This is a genomic window from Kroppenstedtia sanguinis, from assembly GCF_050433445.1.
Taxonomy (GTDB): Bacteria; Bacillota; Bacilli; order Thermoactinomycetales; family DSM-45169; genus Kroppenstedtia; species Kroppenstedtia sanguinis.
Genome location: NZ_JBNPXF010000018.1, coordinates 42,190 through 57,382 on the forward strand (window position 1 = coordinate 42,190; position 15,193 = coordinate 57,382).

The window sequence follows — 15,193 nt, forward strand, 5'->3', positions numbered from 1 at the left end:
TCCAATTTAGCCGAGAGATGAGAGCACATCTACATGTTATCGCAATAAAATTTCACTATGGAACAAGCGATCACACAAATTATCCGCTTTGGAGATCAAGTCGGCATGATCTATCTTTAATTCTAAAGTTTATGAAGTGGCTGGATGACACGCAAAAATTATAAGTGAGAGACAAAATAAGCCTCTCGATCAGAAAACCCCTTTCCCACCCCTCCGATAGAAGAATGAACGGCCAAAACCCAACGCCCCTTTGGGAACGTTGGGTCTTTTTATGGAGGGAATGGGGCTTATTCCGATGTTCTTTTAGGAAGAATCGGATCGTAATCACCGAAGTGAATCATCTCTCGGAAATGGATGGAGACATCACAGGTGCCTGTCGTTTCATCTTCTGTTACATGGCCCTGTGCATCTACATGACTCTTCAAATAGGTACCATCCGGTTTATATAAAGTGGTAGTATGCTTTATACTGGCGGGGTCTTTCCAAACCTTTATATCAGATAGAAACAACCCTTCTCCATATTCTGTGTATGCATCCATCTGGATGCGCTTTTGTTGACTGTTTAGGTGATCCACATGGCAATAATTCAAATTAAAATTCACATTCACCACATATTTCATTTCTCCTTCTTCCAAAACCACTACTACATAGGGCTTTTCTTCCTCATGCCACTTCTTTGCTTCGTCTGGTCTCAAAGGGAATTTAGGAATGTTGAACATCAGATTCCAGAATTGATAAAACTGCAACTCCATATTACCACTCCTACGGCAGATTCAGTATCTTGCCATTCTCATCTCTAATGACCACGTCTTTCTTGGTTGCATGATCCAAAATCTCCTTAGGAACCTTGCCTTTTTGCACGGGGACCTCCAGGATCATAACACCTTGTAATTGACGAAAATCACCCAACCTGGCATTCTGGTGGCCAGACCCCTTTCTCTGGGTGGGCACATCTGCAATCTTTGCACCCGGAGGATACTTACGTGCCAATTCATTGATGTACTCTTTGGCCGTCGCTGGCTTGATCTCATTAAACTGGGTGTATTTCCGCGAGATGATTTCACGGCCGGGAACATAGGAGTCGGCCTCTACAAGTGATAGACAAATTAAAACCGCCTTCCACCAGGAGATAGAAAAAGAAACAAAATTGACCTTTCGCTCTTCCCATTTGCCCCCATCGTAAAATATCGCTTGAGGGGACGAGGATGGTGGGACGGCTACGATCTCTTGCAAAGAACGCAAAGGCTCTTCACCGTCCCACCATCCCGACCTGATTTCCTACCTAAAATAGGGCCAATCAACACGCCTGGTTATTCTGATGTTCTTTTAGGAAGAACCGGATCATAATCACCGAAACGAATCATTTTCCGGAAGTGAGTGGAGACATCACAGGTGCCTGTCGTTTCATCTTCTGTTACATGGCCCTGTGCATCTACATGACTCTTCAAATAGGTACCATCCGGTTTATATAAAGTGGTAGTATGCTCTATACTGGCGGGGTCTTTCCAAACCTTTATATCAGATAGAAACAACCCTTCTCCATATTCTGTGTATGCATCCATCTGGATGCGCTTTTGTTGACTGTTTAGGTGATCCACATGGCAATAATTCAAATTAAAATTCACATTCACCACATATTTCATTTTCCCTTCTTCCAAAACCACTACTACATAGGGCTTTTCTTCCTCATGCCACTTCTTTGCTTCGGTTTCGCTCATGGGAAACTCCGGTTTATGAAACATCAGGTCCCACCACTCATAATACTTTAACATCATCACATAACTCTCCTTACGGATTCAGTATCTTTCCATTCTCATCTCGTATTCGAATTCGTTTACGCTTCGCATGATCCAAAATCTCCTTAGGAACCTTGCCTTTTTGCACCAAGATCTCGGTTAAACGAAACAGACCCAACGCCCTTTTGGAATGTTGGGTCTGTTTATAAAAGGTCTGGGTTATCCGATTCTTCCTGAAGGAAGAATCGGATCGTAATCACCGAAACGAATCATTTTCCGGAAGTGAGTGGAGACATCACAAGTGCCTGTCGTCCTATCTTTTGTTATATAGCCCTGTGCGTCTACATGACTCTTCACGTATGAACCATCCAGTTCAAAAGCGTACACATCCATATCATTGTGAGGACGATTTTTCCATACTTTCCTCTCGAGGAGGAACAGTCCATCCCCGTTTTCTGTATAGGCTTCTGATTTAACCCTTTCACCATTTGCATTTAAGTAGTAGACAGAGCAATAGATGATCTCAAAATTCACATTCACCACATATTTCTTTTCTCCTTCTTCCAAAACCACTACTACATAGGGCTTTTCTTCCTCATGCCACTTCTTTGCTTCGGCTTCGCTTATGGGAAACTCCGGTTTATGAAACATCAGGTCCCACCACTCATAATACTTTAACATCATCACATAACTCTCCTTACGGATTCAGTATCTTCCCATTCTCATCTCTAATGACCACGTCTTTCTTGGTTGCATGATCCAAAATCTCCTTAGGAACCTTGCCTTTTTGCACGGGGACCTCCAGGATCATAACACCTTGTAATTGACGAAAATCACCCAACCTGGCATTCTGGTGGCCAGACCCCTTTCTCTGAGTGGGCACATCTGCAATCTTTGCACCCGGAGGATACTTACGTGGCAATTCATTGATGTACTCTTTGGCCGTCGCTGGCTTGATCTCATTAAACTGGGTGTATTTCCGCGAGATGATTTCACGGCCGGGAACATAGGAGTCGGCCCGTACCTGCTTTCCGCCTTTAACTTTCAGGAAGCATTAAATCATTCAGATGGATCCCTTATCGTAAAAACAATTTCACTATAGAACAAGCGATCACACAAATTATTCGCTTTGGAGATCAAGTCGGCATTGATTAACCATATTTTAGGTGGGTAGATCGTGTTCTGCGACCGTTACACTCATAGGGCACAAGTCGCGGCAGGATCGCTTCCGCTCCTGGGTCTGGCTATGGTAGCACACGACTCCCTTCCACCGCCCATTTTCTAGTTAATCAACAGCCCTGGTTTTTTCTATCTTTTTGTCATCCCGAATTACTCCGCAAAAAAAGCGGACGACTGTGACTATCCCCTTGTGATAAACAGGTTACAGGGGGGAGAAAAATGAACCGAACCATTACCTTACCGCAGGCAGTCGCTCTGTACATCTCTGCCATTCTCGGCTCCGGTATACTGTTTCTATCCGCCCGGACAGCGACCGTGGCAGGCCCAGCCTCGATCCTGTCCTGGCTGATCGTGATCCTGTTCAGCTTTCCGTTGGCCTACACCTTTGCCGTCATGTCTCGCGTTTACCCCGATGCAGGAGGGGCCGCCACCTTTGTCCGGATGGCCTTCGGAAAAATCCGGGCAACCTGGTGGGCTGGTTTTATTTTCTGGCTGCTGCCGTGGGCCAGATGATCGTCTCTTTGACGGGGGCTACATATATCGGAAACGCCTTTCACATCTCCCAGTGGGAAACCGCCGGTTTGGCCTGCTTCATCCTGCTAATCGCGGGAATCTCCAATCACTTTGGAATCCGGATCAGCGGAAGGGTCTCCCTGTCCCTCAGTTCCATCTTACTCATCCTGCTTCTGATCGTTGTCGTCTCCACCCTGCCGTTGATGGAATGGGCAAATTTCCGCCCCTTTCTTCCTCACGGCTGGCCCTCAGTGGGAACCGCCCTGACTCTGGTATTCTGGTCTTTTTTCGGTTGGGAAGCCATCTGTAACCTGGCTGACCGTTTCCGGCAACCGGACCGTGATTTGGTTCGCAGTTCAATGATCAGCGCGTTCATCATCGGTATTCTCTTCCTTTTGCTCAGCCTAGTCACCATCGGCAGCGGAACTTATGGCAGTTTGACAACAGATGCCTCTCCCCTGGGAGAGATGATCCACCGTTCCCTCGGGTTCGAAGCCCGACGGATCACCGCACTGCTGGCCTTCATCATCTGCACTGGCACCACCAACGCCTTTGTGGCTAGTCTGGGACAGTTAGGCTATGCTTTGAGCCGGGATGGTGCGTTTCCCCGCTCCCTGCAAAAAACCCATCCCAAGAGGGGAACGGCAGCTCGTGTAATTTGGCTGGTGATCCTTTTTGCAGGGTCCGGTGTACTCGGCACCACCCTCCTTCGAGTTCATTTCACTCAACTGCTGTTCATTCCAAACGCCCTAGGGATGATGGTTTATTTCCTGTCCATGGCAGCCGCCTGCAAACTGTTTCCTGTCAAGTCCGGCCCTTGGGTGGGCGGGGGTGCATCCCTGCTTCTGCTTTGCCTCTCCCTTCCCTTCCTGGGACTGCAACTCTTGATCCCTGCCGGGGTGTGCGTGACCTACTTCTTTTATGTACAATGGAGAAAATATATAGGGGAAGTGGGTGGAGTATGAATGGATCTGCAGAGGAGATGTGGCAGGCTGTGATCAGGTGTGACTCCCGTTATGACGGTTCCTTTTATTACGCAGTGAAAACCACTGGCATCTATTGCCGTCCCTCCTGCAAATCCAAGCCGCCTCACAGGAGGAACATCACCTATTTCCGAACCCGGGAGGAGGCCCGGCAAGAGGGATATCGCCCCTGTAAGCGCTGCCGGCCTGACCTCTTCACCCCGTATGAACCTGTACCGGATCTGATCCGGGACGTCAAGTTGTTGCTGGAACGTGAATACCAAAACCAATGGACACTTCGTCAACTATCTGCCCGCTTCAGTGTCAGCCCTAGCCATCTGCAAAGATTGTTCAAGGAACATGAGGGAATCAGTCCCAAGCAATATCTCACGGACATTCGCATTCAAAAAGCCCAGCAGTTGTTGTTGACCGGGGAACAAAATAACCTGCAGATCTCTCTGGAAGTGGGCTTTAACACCCCTGACCGATTTTATCTCGCCTTCCGAAGAAGGATGGGAGTCTCTCCATCTACCTTCAGAAGGCTCCGTGGTCAGGTTTGATTTCTGTTATCTGCGTATGGATTGGAAACCAACTGTCGGCCCATCATTACCTGTCGCTCTGTAAACCCCAATTTACGGTAAAGGTGGGTTGCGGGATTTCCTGCAAAGACGTTGAGGCGGATCTCCTGGTATCCCTTGGCCTGGAGTTGTTGTAAAGCCGTTTTCATCAATTTTTCTCCCAAGCCTTTCCCCCGGTGGTCGGGAAACACATACAATTCATATATAAATCCAATCGCTTCATCGGAAAAAAAATCCCGGTGGGGTCCGATCAATATCCAACCCAGCAATTCCTCTCCCTCTGTCGCCACCCAATGCTCACCGCCACGTTCCAAGACCTTTTCCGTCAGATCCTGCACCCGCTCTTCCGAGAGTCGTCGGGTGCGATATAAAGTCCCCTCCTCCATCGCCTGACAGGCGTGTTGCTTAATGCTCTCCACTTCTGAAGGGACAGCCAGTCCGATCCTCATGTTCCTCTCTCCTTTTCCGCAAAAAACAAGCGCGACACCGGGTCGCGCTGTGATCTCCGCTCTTTTATTCTTCCATCGTGGACAAATCTCCGGTGGGTAGATCCAATTCCCATGCTTTCAACACCCGACGCATGATCTTACCGGAGCGGGTCTTGGGCAGTTTGTCTTTGAATTCGATTTCCCGCGGGGCGGCATGAGCTGCCAAACCTTTTTTGACAAAGGCACGAATCTCTTCTTTCAAATCCTCTGAAGGCTCATAACCTGCACGAACAGCGATGAAAGCTTTGATAATCTCTCCCCGGACCGGATCCGGTTTGCCGATGACCCCCGCCTCTGCTACCGCCGGGTGTTCCACCAGCTTACTTTCCACTTCAAAGGGGCCGACCCGTTCACCAGAGGTATTGATCACATCGTCAATCCGGCCCTGGAACCAAAAGTAACCGTCTTCATCTCGGTAGGCTGAATCCCCGGAAATGTACCAACCCGGAACCCGGAAGTATTCCTGATATTTAGGTTCATTTTTCCAAATCTTTCGCATCATCGCTGGCCATGGGGTTTTGATGGCCAGATTGCCCATCTGATTCGGAGGCAGTTCATTGCCCTCATCATCGATGATCCCCGCCTCAATCCCGGGGAAGGGTTTACCCATGGAACCTGGTTTGATCCCCATGGCGGGATAATTGGAAATGAGGATGCCACCGGTCTCTGTCATCCACCAGTTGTCATGGATGCGGCGATCATAGGCTTTCAACCCCCAACGGACCACTTCCGGGTTCAAAGGTTCCCCTACGCTCAGAATATGGCGAACCTTGGACAGATCAAATTTTCGCACCAAATCGGCGCCGGCTCCCATCAGCATCCGGAAGGATGTGGGGGCGCTGTACCAGACCGTCACGCCGTTGGTTTCCAGGGTTTTATACCAATCCTCCGGTTTAAACCGTCCACCGCGGATCACATTGGTCACGCCATTGAGCCAAGGGCCAAAAATCCCATAAGAAGTGCCTGTCACCCAGCCTGGATCTGCAGTACACCAATAAACATCGTCTTCCTTGAGATCCAGGATCCATTTCCCCGTCTGATAATGCTGAATCATGGCGTTATGCACATGGAGAACCCCTTTGGGTTTGCCGGTGGAACCTGAGGTGTAGTGAAGGAGCATCCCGTCTTCCCGGTCCATCCATTCGATCTCCAGTTCAGGGGAAGCTTCCTTCATCTCTTTTTCAAAGCTATAAACCCCTTCTTTCAGATCGCCTTCATCTGCTCCAACCAGGATGATATGCTTCAGATGGGGAAGTTCTTGCACCGGGACCCGCTTCAACTGTTCCGGGGTCGTCACAAGTGCGGTGGCTTCGCTGTTTTCGAGACGGTCCTTGACCGCCGCTTCCATGAAAGCCTCGAAGAGGGGTCCCACGATGGCTCCCACTTTCACAGTCCCCAGAAAACTGAAATACAATTCCGGACTGCGGGGCATGAAGATGAATACCCGGTCTCCCTTCTGGACTCCCAGCTTGCGCAGGACATTTCCAAAACGGTTGGACTGCTCTTTCATCTCCCGGAAGGTATATTTTTCATCCCGTTGCGCATCGCTGTAGAGTAGGGCCACCTTGTCTCCATTCTTGGAGTCGACATGTCGGTCAATCGCCTCATAGGCTGCATTCACTTTACCGGTTTCAAACCAAGAAAATTCCTTCTCCACATCCTTCCAGTCGAAGTTTTCATAAGCTTTTTCGTAGGATGTGAGATTGTTTCCTTCCGTCATAGCCGGAATCATTTCCCCTTGTTTTTGTGTCAACTCATTCCCTCCTCTTTTTATCAGGACGGAGTCACTGGACGGACCACAACCTTTGTTGGAGAAACGCCAAAAATGACTGGTTTAGAGCATGGGTTTATCGTTTATAATTATATCATAGATGGGAAGATTCGCAATGTTATCTGCCCTAGAAGGCTTCCCCATCCCAGGCAAGGGTTCTAACGACCTTTTTGGGGCGATCACACCTGATGGAGGTGTCTCTCATACTGTGATGGAGCATATCAAAGAGTATCACCAAATCCAGTGGAAAACAGAGAGGGGAACACTTACGGCGGAAGGGTCCGTCTCCCCTGAGACACTGGAACGCTTCCCCTTTCACCCCGGCCTGGTCGCATTTCGCCCACCTGAAGAACAACGGGAAGCCATCATCGGAATCTCCCGCCTGCCGGAAGGAAGAATCATTATCGCCCGAACTGAGGCGGAAGTGATCGGTTATGTCACTTTTCTTTATCCCGATCCCTTAGAGCACTGGTCCAAAAGCCGCATGGCCGATCTTCTGGAACTGGGGGCGATTGAAGTGGCCGCTCCCTACCGTCGATATCATGTGGCCCGCAACCTGCTCCAGGTCGCCTTCTCCGATCCCCACATGGAGAACTACATCGTCATCTCTACGGAGTACTACTGGCACTGGGATCTGAACGGAACCGGCCTGTCCGTTTGGGAATACCGAAATGTGATGGAAAAGGTGATGTCCAGTGCAGGTCTGGAACGATTTGCCACAGATGATCCAGAAATCACTGCTCATCCTGCCAACTGTTTGATGGCGCGGATCGGTAAAAATGTACCGCTGGATTCGATGGAAAAATTTGATAGACTTCGTTTTCAGTATCGATATCTGTACTGACTGCTAAAGGAGGAATCGACATGCTGGTTGAAGAGATCATGCACCGACAGATTCACTCGATCACTCCCGCTACTTCTATCGGTGATGCCATCCACCTATTGAAGAAACATCGAATTCGCCATCTGCCCGTCTTGGACGGAGAGGATCTGGTGGGCCTGGTTACCGACCGGGATCTGCGCGGCGCTTCTCCATCCAGCCTCGATCCTGAGGGGGTGAGATGGCAGGATCTCCTGCACCGACCGGTCTCCAAAGTTATGATTCGTCAGCTGATCACTGCTCATCCTCTGGATTTCGTGGAGGATGCGGCTCGACTCCTGTATGAGCATCGGGTGGGATGCTTACCGATCCTACAGGGAGAGAAACTGGTGGGAATCCTGACTGCAACCGATATCCTTCACCGGTTAATCGAAATATTCGGAGTGGACCATCCCGGCCAACACGTGGAAGTGGAGGTGGAGGATCGATTCGGGATACTGGCAGAGGTGGCGGCCATTTTTGGTGATCATCGGATCAATATCAATAGCGTCCTATTGGAAAAAAGCCCAAAAAAACATCATCTTAAACTCGTCTTCCGCGTCCAAGCGAAGGACCTCGGCAAGATCATCGACAACATCAAACAAGCAGGACACCGCGTGCTCTGGCCGCGAACCACTCCCCATCCCGAGGGAGGAGTGTGACGTGAAGGAGAAAGCCCGGCTTATTTACAGCGAAGGCTTGCTCCGATATCGTTTCGGTGACAGCCACCCCTTTGACAATCGCCGGTTGGAGCCCACTTTGGATCTGATCCGAACTCTCGGTCGCTTGCAGGATCACCACTTGCACCCGCCCCGACTGGCCACAGATGAGGAACTCTCCCAGGTTCACGATCGGGATTATATTACGGTGGTCCAGGAAGCGGATCAGGAGAACATCCTCCAGGAACGACTGGAGGAGTATGGTCTGGGAACCGAGGATAACCCTGTTTTCCCCAGAATCCATCAAACGTCAGCCCTGGTCACAGGTGGCACCCTGGAAGCAGCAGAAATCGTGATGAGTGGACAAGCCCAGCACGCACTCAACCTCTCCGGAGGATTGCATCACGCCCTGCGTGGGAAAGCCTCTGGCTTTTGCATCTATAATGATGCCGCTGTCGCCATCGCCCAGATCCGGCAAAAATACCAGGCACGCGTTCTCTATATAGACACGGATGCACACCATGGAGACGGGGTCCAGTGGGCCTTTTACCACGATCCGGAGGTGCTGACTCTGTCCATTCATGAGACAGGGCGCTATTTGTTCCCCGGAACCGGAAATGTATATGAACGAGGCCACGACGCCGGATTAGGAGCTTGCATCAATGTGCCGCTGGATGCCTTCACCGAAGATGCATCCTGGTTGGATACCTTTCAACAGGTGGTTCCCCGGATCGCCTGGTCTTTTAAACCTGATGTCATCCTGTCCCAACACGGTTGTGATGCACATCACTACGATCCCCAGACCCACCTGTCCGCCACCATGAAAATCTACCGCGTGATCCCCCAGGTGATCCACCAACTGGCTCATGAGCTGTGTGACGGCCGCTGGATCGCTGTGGGGGGTGGCGGCTACGATATTTGGCGGGTGGTTCCCCGAGCCTGGACCTATCTGTGGGGGGAGATGTCAGGACAGCCTCTGGGTGAAATGGAGATCCCCCGTTCCTGGCTGGAAAAGTGGCAACCCCACAGTCCACAGCCCCTCCCTGATACCCTGCACGACCCGGAGGGGTTGTTTGAACCGATTCCCCGCCGGGAGGAGATCACGCAAAAAAATAAACGGACCGTCTACCAAGTACTGCGGATGGTCGGTCTCTCTGAATAAAAAAGAGTAGCAAAATGGAATCATGCGCTACCCAAGCGACCTGATGCTCCACAGCCACTACCATCTCAATGAGCTGAGTGGAGAAATCTTTCGAGAGTATGCCTAGTAGAAGTATGGTGAAAAGATCCAGACCCAATCATGACTATGCTCCCTGCGCTATACAGGGAGGATGGGGTTTCATACGGAGCGATTTTGGATCGTCAGAACTTTGATACCGAAAATATGAAACCCCATCCCGACCGTCGGAGAACGCAAGGGTTCACAACGTTTCTAGGGGCAACATACCCCCTTGTGTTGCTGACCTCCCGGCTTTTCCCTGCCTGCTGGGAAGTTTCGGAGCAGACTGTCTCCACTTTCTTGCAGGACACCGCAACACGGCTAATCAACACACTTCTCCCCAACAAAAAAAGCCGGAAGTCCGGCTTTTTTTGTTAAAGGGAATTCTCCTCTGTCTTTTCTCCTAGGCTACACGCTATCAGGTGTCTCTTTAAGTTGGGTGGAGTCGCGCAATTCCAGGCGGTATTCCAGCACCACTTGGTTATTCTCGATAGGCTCACCATTCATGTATTTGGTCAACAGACGCATCGCCACCGCCCCAATATCATACATCGGTACCGCCACGGTGGACAGCAGAGGACGAACCTGGGTAGCCAAGGGAATATTATCAAAACCGATCACCGAGATCTCTTCCGGCACTCGCTTGCCGAGATCTTGGGCCGCGTGAATCGCCCCTACCGCTATCTCGTCATTGACAGCGAAGATAGCCGTCGGTCCCTCCTCCATCATCAACAATTCCTTGGTCGCTTTCAATCCGGTATCATAACGGTAGTTTCCCAGCTGAATCCACTTTTCCTCAAAGGGGAGCCCACTTTCCGATAGGGCTTCCTTGTACCCCAGGTAGCGGGGATACCCAATGATCGGGTCCGTCAAAGGTCCCCCCACAAATCCGATCCGTTGGTGACCTTCTCGGATCAGAATCCCTGTCGCCTCCTTGGCCGCCTGTACATGGTCAATGGTGACAAAGGGACGATTTTTTACTTTCTCATCCTGGGTGGCGGCCAAAACGACGGGGATATCCGATCCGGAAAAAATCTCCCGGTGTTCTTCTGTCACCTCCCCGCCGAGAAAGAGCAACCCGTCTACCTGCTTTTCGAAAAGGGCCTCAATTAATTGCAGCTCTTTGTTCTTTTTCAGGTCGGAATTGCACAGGATGATGTTGTAATGGTACATATTGGCGATATCTTCGATGCCTCGAGTCAGTTCTGCAAAAAACGCATAGGAAATATCGGGAATCACTACACCGACCGTGGTGGTTTTTTTACTGGCCAGTCCTCGGGCCACGGCGTTGGGTCGGTACCCCATACGTCGGATCGTTTCCAGCACTTTTTTTCGGGTCAAGGGCTTGACGTTGGGATTCCCATTGACAACCCGGGAGACGGTAGCCATGGAAACCCCTGCCTCCCTGGCTACATCATAGATGGTGACGGTTTCTTTTTTTCTGTCCATAGTTCACACCCAATGTTGTTTTGTTAGTTCCAAGGATACGACAAAAGCCATGGACCTGCAAAGAAAAAAGGAGGTCGCCTTTGACAATTTGATAACAGATGCTCTCCGTTCCCCACGTCATCCCTTATATTCTGTCCCGCTATACACAAAAAAACCGGCCCCTTCAGGCCGGTCGCTCCTCACTGATGTGAACTATCTTAGCCTCTAAGTGAATCATTCGAAATCAGCCGATGACAGGATCTGCCGCCGGAAGAACACCGCTCTTCCTCATCTCATCCATAAAGGTTCCAAACTGCGGGATATCGATCTGCTGATTGGCATCCGATAGGGCGACTGCCGGATCGGGATGTACCTCTAACATGATTCCGTCAGCTCCTGCCGCGAGAGCCGCTCGGGCGATGGGGAGCTGAATATCGCGCCGACCTGTGGAATGGGTGATATCGACGAAAACAGGCAGATGACTTTCCTGTTTCAACAACGGAACCGCCGAGATATCCAAGGTGTTTCGGGTCCATTTTTCATAGGTGCGAATCCCTCGCTCACAGAGCATGACCTGACTGTTCCCTCTGGATACGATGTATTCCGCCGCAAACAAGAACTCTTCCACTGTTGCAGACATGCCCCGTTTGAGGAAGATAGGGAGCCGGGAGGCGCCCGCCGCCTTTAACAATTCAAAGTTTTGCATGTTGCGGGCCCCGATCTGAATTACATCGATGTAGCGTTCAGCCCGTTCAATATCCGCAGGGTTGACGATTTCGCTGACCACTTTCAACTGAAATTCATCCGCCACTTTCCGCAGGATGCGAAGTCCTTCTTCTCCCAATCCCTGAAAATCGTAAGGGGAACTCCTCGGTTTGAAGGCACCCCCGCGCAAGAGGGTCAACCCTTGATCACGTATAGCCTGGGCCACTTGACGGACCTGCTCCTCGGACTCCACAGAACAGGGACCTGCCACCACGGTCTTTGAATTTCCGCCGACGGAAACCTCTCCCACCTGTACCACCGTATCTTCCGGTTGCCGTTTCCGGCTGACCAGAAGTGCCTTCTTATGGTCTTCCTGTTGCAGGTCAAGGGCAGCCTTGAATATTTGTTTAAACAGGTGACGAATGGTGTCATCATCGAAGGGACCGGGATTGACCTCAGTAAGCTTCTCCAGCATGTTCCTTTCCCGGACAGGGTCAAAACGATGGATCCCCTGCGTTTTTTTGACTTCTCCGATCCGCTGTGCCAATTCGGCTCGTTGACTCAACAATTCTAAAAGCTGCATATTGATCTCATCCATCTGCTGCCGGAGTCGATCCAGTTCGTGGCCCATCTTCAAAGCTCCCCTCTAGAAATTTTTAAGGTTAATTATATCGAAAACATAGCCACTTGTCAGGGAGCTTTTGGGGATTGATATTATTTTCGGCTCTACATCAACGAACTACAGGTGTAGCCGCCATTCGGTCAAACCAGCGAGAAATTTTCTGTTCGTTATCAGGGAAGGTGAATGTTTTCATACGGGGGTTTTTCCCAGTGACAAGAATCACCGACAGGGGGAAATGAGTCTTTTCCCAACGATTCTTTTCCGGCGAGAGCCCTGATGCAGCCAGAATCATTCCCATGGTTTTATCATCAGGAACCCGTACAAAGACAAATCGCTTCACCTCTTTGAACCAATCCGGTTTACCGTCCAGGATGAAAGGAAGGGCGCTCGGGTAGACCAAAGCAGTTTCCAATGGCGCCTCCTTCAAGACGTTTTTCGGAGGAATCACCTGGACATAATCGTTCTCTGGAATGTGGAGCTTCTCCCCTTGCGTGGCAAACACCGTTAGATGATGGGGCTTCTCAATAACCTCCCCTTCCCCGCCCCCGGTACCAGCGGCCATTTTACTGATGGAAGTGCTCCGATGCTGAGACATTCCAGGGAAAAAAACCATCAGAAATGCGATCGAGGTGCAGACAGCCGCCCATTTAATCAGTTGATTGACCCAGACGACGGATTCGGACGGAGCCCGATGATTTCGGATTTCTTCCAGGGATTGGACCAGGTCGATCATCTCCTGCAGGTCGTTGCGACAGGTTTCACACTCCGCCACGTGTTCCCTCAGTCTGATCCGGTCCGCCTCTTCAATTTCCTGGTCCACATAGAGTTGGATCAGACGATCCATATCCTTACAAGAAGACATCCATTGAACTCCTTACTTTCGTGAAAGTCGCTCTTTCAACATCTTCCGCGCGCGAAACAACTGGGTTTTCACTGTCCCTTCTGGGAGATCCAGAGCTTCACTGACCTCCGCATAGGAGTATCCGCGAAAGTGTCGGAGCTCGACCACCCGACGGTAAATCTCGGGAAGCTCCCGGATCTCCGCCTTCACTTCTTCCAACATCATCCGTTGCTCCACTTGCTCCTCCACGGAGACATGGACTGAGTGAGGTGGCTCTGACTGTATAAACGCGTCTTCCAGGGCGACCAGTTTCAAGCTTTTTTTCCTTTTTTGGTCTCTGAAGCGATTGGTCATCATGGTACGTAGCCATGCTTTCAGCGATTTCTCGTATACATATTTGTTGGATTTGCGATGAGCTTGCCATAAGGTCTCCTGCATCAAGTCCTTGGCATCCTCTGCATTGCCTGTCAAGCGGTAAGCGATATGGTACAGATAGCGCCGATGTTCCTGGAGGCGTTCCAGAAACTCGTCCGTGACAGTTTTTCTTTGCGTTTCATCAAGACTGCTCATGGAAATCCTCCTGTTTCCCATTCTCTTAGGTCTCTCTATTTATTAATCTAGATTCCTTTATCCATAGATTCAATACCAATTCCCATTATATGATACCAAAACATGTTTCAGCGAAAAGTACAACCCACCCCAGCGTAAATGGGGTGGGCTATGAAGCTGTATACTTTCATTTGCTCTCATATAGCAACCGAAATGCATTTAATCGCTCAGAAGAAACACGCCACAAACCACCAGAACCACACCGGCCACTTTGGAGACCGTAATCACCTCTCCAAAGATCACCACGGACAGCAGGAAAGCTAGGACCGGAAAGCTTCCCACTACGGACATGACACGTCCCACTTCTCCGAACTGGAGAGCCTTAAAATAAAAATACTGGGCAAAAAGAACTCCAAATACCCCTCCCAGCAGAACATAGATCAGAGACTGCAGGTCGGGCACGGCTAACTTCCCACTTCTGGCTGTCATAAAGAGATAGACAGAAATGAGGGCTGTCGTCACCAACGCCCGGAGAAACAAAGCCATCGTCGGTTCCGTACGGGCTAACCCTAGTTTTTCAAAAATGGGGGCCACTCCGAAACTGAAAGCCGCCAACAGTGCATAGATCAATTCTTTACTATTCATGTCTACCCCCGTCCCCACTGTTTGTCCCATCTATATGCGTGGACAGGCAGGGATAGACTTCCTACAGAAAGCTGGTCAGTCCGACGAGTCTGAATCTGATTTGGCCCGGATCTCTACCCAATCCTGTTCAGACTTCACATCAGAGCCTTCCAAACCTTCCCCTTTGGATTTTTTTAAGGATTCTGTAGCCGTATCCTTGATCTCAATCCATTTCTCCGTAGCAGCCTCTTTCAGATCGCCTGCAAACCGACCCATCTCACCGGAGCGGTTTTTGAATGTCTCCTGTGCGTCATCCAGGCTTTCCAGAAGCTCCTTGCGCATTTGACGGCCCGTCTTGGGCGTGAGGAGCATGGCTGTGGCCGCCCCGACCAAACCTCCGACCACTGCACCAAAAAATAGTTTTCCGTTGCCACTGCTTTTACCCATCTCAACCGTCCCC

The 15,193-nt window shown here is 50.3% G+C and carries 16 protein-coding genes and 1 pseudogene; 5 read left to right on the plus strand and 12 right to left on the minus strand.

What is annotated here, in order from left to right; genetic code table 11:
• Nucleotides 1–287 precede the first annotated feature (287 nt).
• The 4 genes from JOD24_RS11470 to JOD24_RS11485 all read right to left on the minus strand — a co-directional run bounded on the left by JOD24_RS11470 (nucleotide 288) and on the right by JOD24_RS11485 (nucleotide 2,420).
• The gene (locus tag JOD24_RS11470) at nucleotides 288–752 is read right to left on the minus strand and encodes a hypothetical protein (protein WP_429246944.1); all 465 of its coding nucleotides are present in this window, start codon (nucleotides 750–752) and stop codon (nucleotides 288–290) included.
• A 10-nt stretch (nucleotides 753–762) separates the two neighbouring features.
• Nucleotides 763–1,242: a hypothetical protein gene (locus tag JOD24_RS11475; RefSeq protein WP_429246945.1), complete on the minus strand. Its 480-nt coding sequence runs from the start codon at nucleotides 1,240–1,242 to the stop codon at nucleotides 763–765.
• Between the two features lie 68 nt (nucleotides 1,243–1,310).
• A complete protein-coding gene (locus JOD24_RS11480; protein ID WP_380167303.1) occupies nucleotides 1,311–1,775 on the minus strand; it encodes a hypothetical protein in 465 nt (154 codons plus the stop codon).
• A gap of 180 nt (nucleotides 1,776–1,955) precedes the next feature.
• A complete protein-coding gene (locus JOD24_RS11485; protein WP_380167301.1) occupies nucleotides 1,956–2,420 on the minus strand; it encodes a hypothetical protein in 465 nt (154 codons plus the stop codon).
• A gap of 714 nt (nucleotides 2,421–3,134) precedes the next feature.
• On the opposite strand from JOD24_RS11485, the pseudogene JOD24_RS11490 reads away from it, so the two are divergent.
• Nucleotides 3,135–4,393 (plus strand): annotated as a pseudogene (locus JOD24_RS11490) (APC family permease).
• On the plus strand, nucleotides 4,390–4,950 hold the full coding sequence (locus tag JOD24_RS11495; RefSeq protein ID WP_380167299.1) for a bifunctional transcriptional activator/DNA repair enzyme AdaA: 561 nt from the start codon (nucleotides 4,390–4,392) through the stop codon (nucleotides 4,948–4,950). The pseudogene JOD24_RS11490 and the gene JOD24_RS11495 overlap by 4 nt, the downstream one beginning before the upstream one ends.
• On the opposite strand, the gene JOD24_RS11500 is transcribed toward JOD24_RS11495, so the two are convergent.
• Both JOD24_RS11500 and acsA read right to left on the minus strand, forming a co-directional pair.
• Nucleotides 4,941–5,417, minus strand: coding sequence for a GNAT family N-acetyltransferase (locus JOD24_RS11500; protein WP_380167297.1), 477 nt, complete (start codon nucleotides 5,415–5,417; stop codon nucleotides 4,941–4,943). The genes JOD24_RS11495 and JOD24_RS11500 overlap by 10 nt on opposite strands.
• Nucleotides 5,418–5,481: 64 nt before the next feature.
• Complete coding sequence (acsA, locus tag JOD24_RS11505; RefSeq protein ID WP_429246950.1) at nucleotides 5,482–7,188, minus strand: acetate--CoA ligase; 1,707 nt, start codon at nucleotides 7,186–7,188, stop codon at nucleotides 5,482–5,484.
• Nucleotides 7,189–7,438: 250 nt separating this feature from the next.
• Between acsA and JOD24_RS11510 the strand changes: the two genes are divergently transcribed.
• Genes JOD24_RS11510 through JOD24_RS11520 form a run of 3 tightly spaced genes read left to right on the plus strand, consistent with a single transcriptional unit; the run spans nucleotide 7,439 to nucleotide 9,907 of the window.
• Nucleotides 7,439–8,071, plus strand: a complete 633-nt coding sequence (locus tag JOD24_RS11510; protein ID WP_380167315.1) for a GNAT family N-acetyltransferase — start codon at nucleotides 7,439–7,441, stop codon at nucleotides 8,069–8,071.
• A 20-nt stretch (nucleotides 8,072–8,091) separates the two neighbouring features.
• Nucleotides 8,092–8,748, plus strand: a complete 657-nt coding sequence (locus tag JOD24_RS11515; RefSeq protein WP_380167295.1) for a CBS and ACT domain-containing protein — start codon at nucleotides 8,092–8,094, stop codon at nucleotides 8,746–8,748.
• A 1-nt stretch (nucleotide 8,749) separates the two neighbouring features.
• Nucleotides 8,750–9,907 (plus strand): acetoin utilization protein AcuC, encoded by a 1,158-nt coding sequence (locus JOD24_RS11520; protein WP_380167293.1) that lies wholly within the window; start codon nucleotides 8,750–8,752, stop codon nucleotides 9,905–9,907.
• A 465-nt stretch (nucleotides 9,908–10,372) separates the two neighbouring features.
• Here JOD24_RS11520 and ccpA read toward each other — a convergent pair whose 3' ends face one another.
• From ccpA to JOD24_RS11550, 6 genes are all read right to left on the minus strand, one after another.
• The gene (ccpA, locus tag JOD24_RS11525) at nucleotides 10,373–11,413 is read right to left on the minus strand and encodes a catabolite control protein A (protein ID WP_380167291.1); all 1,041 of its coding nucleotides are present in this window, start codon (nucleotides 11,411–11,413) and stop codon (nucleotides 10,373–10,375) included.
• Between the two features lie 223 nt (nucleotides 11,414–11,636).
• On the minus strand, nucleotides 11,637–12,728 hold the full coding sequence (locus tag JOD24_RS11530) for a bifunctional 3-deoxy-7-phosphoheptulonate synthase/chorismate mutase (protein WP_380167289.1): 1,092 nt from the start codon (nucleotides 12,726–12,728) through the stop codon (nucleotides 11,637–11,639).
• A 100-nt stretch (nucleotides 12,729–12,828) separates the two neighbouring features.
• Nucleotides 12,829–13,581 (minus strand): anti-sigma factor family protein, encoded by a 753-nt coding sequence (locus JOD24_RS11535; protein ID WP_380167287.1) that lies wholly within the window; start codon nucleotides 13,579–13,581, stop codon nucleotides 12,829–12,831.
• A 12-nt stretch (nucleotides 13,582–13,593) separates the two neighbouring features.
• The gene (locus tag JOD24_RS11540) at nucleotides 13,594–14,130 is read right to left on the minus strand and encodes an RNA polymerase sigma factor (protein ID WP_380167285.1); all 537 of its coding nucleotides are present in this window, start codon (nucleotides 14,128–14,130) and stop codon (nucleotides 13,594–13,596) included.
• Nucleotides 14,131–14,328: 198 nt separating this feature from the next.
• The gene (locus JOD24_RS11545; RefSeq protein ID WP_429246946.1) at nucleotides 14,329–14,754 is read right to left on the minus strand and encodes an EamA family transporter; all 426 of its coding nucleotides are present in this window, start codon (nucleotides 14,752–14,754) and stop codon (nucleotides 14,329–14,331) included.
• Nucleotides 14,755–14,829: 75 nt separating this feature from the next.
• Nucleotides 14,830–15,180: a YtxH domain-containing protein gene (locus JOD24_RS11550; RefSeq protein WP_380167281.1), complete on the minus strand. Its 351-nt coding sequence runs from the start codon at nucleotides 15,178–15,180 to the stop codon at nucleotides 14,830–14,832.
• Between the last annotated feature and the right edge of the window lie 13 nt (nucleotides 15,181–15,193).